The sequence below is a fragment of the Sandarakinorhabdus sp. genome (assembly GCF_031422795.1).
Lineage (GTDB): Bacteria > Pseudomonadota > Alphaproteobacteria > Sphingomonadales > Sphingomonadaceae > Sandarakinorhabdus.
Map to the genome: position 1 here is coordinate 1 of NZ_JANPML010000354.1, position 2692 is coordinate 2692.

Annotated in this window: 2 protein-coding genes; one reads left to right on the plus strand and one right to left on the minus strand. The window is 63.5% G+C overall.

Annotation, left to right across the window (positions count from 1 at the left end; genetic code table 11):
• A partial coding sequence (locus RMO81_RS12400; protein ID WP_310476202.1) for a sodium/proton-translocating pyrophosphatase occupies nt 1-1071 on the minus strand: 1071 nt, incomplete at its 3' end.
• Nucleotides 1072-1202: 131 nt separating this feature from the next.
• Between RMO81_RS12400 and RMO81_RS12405 the strand changes: the two genes are divergently transcribed.
• Nucleotides 1203-2501 carry an aminotransferase class V-fold PLP-dependent enzyme gene (locus tag RMO81_RS12405; RefSeq protein WP_310476203.1) on the plus strand — a complete coding sequence of 433 codons (1299 nt, stop codon included), beginning with the start codon at nt 1203-1205 and terminating at the stop codon, nt 2499-2501.
• Nucleotides 2502-2692: the final 191 nt, after the last annotated feature.

A 2692-nucleotide genomic window follows, 5' to 3' on the forward strand; every position in this document is an offset into this window, starting at 1 on the left:
CGCGGTGACGACCAGGCCGATCATCATGCAGTAGAACAGCGCCCGGCCGGTGAAGCCGCCTTCGACGCCGGCCACCTTGATGGCTTCACCCGCAACCGCGGCATCAGCACCGATCACGGCGTTCATGTCGGGGAAAAGGGCTGCCGTGGCGAACCACAAAGCCGGCACCGACAACAGGCCGGTGACGATCAGGCCCTTGTAGAGCGCGCCCATGATGGAGCCGCCGCCAAGGCGGACGAAATAGGTACCGATGATCGAGGTGATGATGCAAACGCCGCAAGCGAGCAGCGGCAGCTTCATCAGTTTTTCGGCGTCAACGCCAGCGACCAGCAGGGCGCACAGCACCATGGTGGCACCGATGGTGACGACATAGGTTTCGAACAGATCGGCCGCCATGCCGGCGCAATCGCCGACGTTGTCGCCCACGTTATCGGCAATCACGCCGGGGTTGCGATCATCATCCTCGTCAAAGCCGAGTTCGTTCTTGCCGACCATATCGGCACCCACATCGGCGGCCTTGGTGAAGATACCGCCACCAAGGCGCGCGAAGATGGAGATGAGCGAGGCGCCGAATGACAGCGCGACGAGCGCGTTGACGACAGCGCGGCTGGTGGGCTCAAGGCCCGACGACACCAGCGCATAGAAATAACCGGCGATGGCGAGCAGCGCGAGGCCGGCGACCAGCATGCCCGTCACGGCGCCCGAACGGAACGCCATGGTGAGCCCGGCCTGCAGCGACTGGCGCGCAGCTTCGGCGGTGCGCACGTTGGCGCGGACCGAGATGTTCATGCCGATGAAACCGGTGGCGCCCGACAGAACGGCGCCGAGCACGAAGGCGATGGCGGGGATAAGCCCGAGGAACAGCGCAACCAGCGCGGCCACGATCACGCCGACGATGGCAATGGCGGTGTACTGCTTGTTAAGATAGGCGTTGGCACCAATCTGGATGGCCTTGGCAATTTCCTGCATGCGGGCATTGCCCGGCGATGCGCTGAGCACCTGCCGCGATGTGAATATCCCATAGGCCACTGCGACAAGCCCGCAGATAATGGCCAGAACAACGCTATCCATTGGTCTCCTTCCCCTCTTGATGCCCTACCTCTCGTATCGGGTTTGGGCATTTTGCCGCACCATGGCATGGGATTTCACGAACGCAAGCCGATAGGTGCAGTTTACGCCCATCGAAACAGGGAGCAGGCGCAATGACAGTGACCAGGCGTGACGCGATGAGGCTGGCGTTGGCGGCCAGTGCAGTGGCTGGCAGTACCGTGCCGGTGCAGGCACTTTCCACCGGACCGATCGCGCCCGATGATGAAGCCGGCTGGGCGCGGATCGCTGCGCTTTACCCGAGCATGGCTGGCCCGGTGACCCAGCTGGAGCATGGCTATTGGGGCAATATGGCGTTGCAAGTTGCCGACACCCACAGGGCCATCGTGGAACGGCTCAACCGCGAAACCAGCATCTATGCGCGCCGGGCGATGCGCAACGATCAGGGGCAAGTGAAGGCCCGCGCGGCGCAAGCGATGGGCGTGCAGCCGGAAGAGATCGGCTTTTGCCGCAATGCTGCAGAAGGCCTGCAGGCGCTGATCAGCCAGTTCCTGCCCGTTGGCGAAGGCGACGCCATCCTGTGGTCGGACAGTGATTATGAAACCAGCCACGGCGCCATGAAGGCGCTGGCCAAAAGCCGGCGGGCGCGCGGCGTGATGATCAACCTGCCGCGCACGCCAACGCGGGAGAATGTGATCGAAGCCTATGCCGAGGCCATCAAAGCCGCAGCGCAGGGGTCTGGGCGCCTGAAGTTCGTGCTGCTCACCCACGGCACCCACAAAAGCGGCATGGTGGTGCCAGTGGCCGAGATCGCCGCGCTGGCCAAGGCGGCCGGCGCCATGGTGCTGGTCGATTGCGCCCAGAGTTTCCGGATGCGGCCGTTCGTGATCCCGGATTTCGGCGCGGATTTTGCCGTGCTGAATTTCCACAAATGGACGGGCGCACCGGTGGGCGTGGCGGCTTACTGGATCCGGCCCGGCGCGGCGCCAATGATGGCGGCTGCCGCTGCAGAGCCTGACGCCAAGCCCGAGGATGTGCAGTCCAAGGTGCATCAGGGCACATTGGATTATGCGCCGCAGCTCACTCTGCCCGCCGCGCTGGATTTCCAGGAACAGATGCTGCCGATCCCGATGAAGCTGGCGCGGCTGCAATATCTGCGCAACCGCTGGGTGAAGCCGCTTAGGGGGCTTTCGGGGCTGGAAATCATGCTGGGCGATGATCCGGCAACATTCGGGGCAATCACCAGTTTCCGCATCGCCGGCCACACCAGCACCGCCGAAAATATCGCCATCACCGACACGCTGTTCAACCGCTACCGCATCATGACCGTACACCGTTCGGGCCTGGCCGATGGCGGCTGTGTGCGGGTGACGCCGGGGCTGTTCACACGGGCGCAGGATTGCGATCTGCTGGTGGCCGCGCTGAAGGATCTGGTCCCGCAGATCGCGCGCTGAACGTCTTATACCAAGTTCCAGCGACTTCAGCCTCCCGGAATTTTAGTTGGAAAGGTTTGAAGAACAAGGAAGCAGAGCCTCCGGCGGGCAGGCCTGAGGCCTGCACCCAATTGTTTGTCCGCCCGATATATCCAATTTTAGTCGCCGAACGCGCCTCAACGAAAGCGGGTCCAGGGGCTCAGCCCCAGGCC

Bases quoted from the DNA above. Each gene is read 5' to 3' on its own strand.
- RMO81_RS12405 (WP_310476203.1), top strand. From the start codon at position 1,203: ATGACAGTGACCAGGCGTGACGCGATGAGGCTGGCGTTGGCGGCCAGT.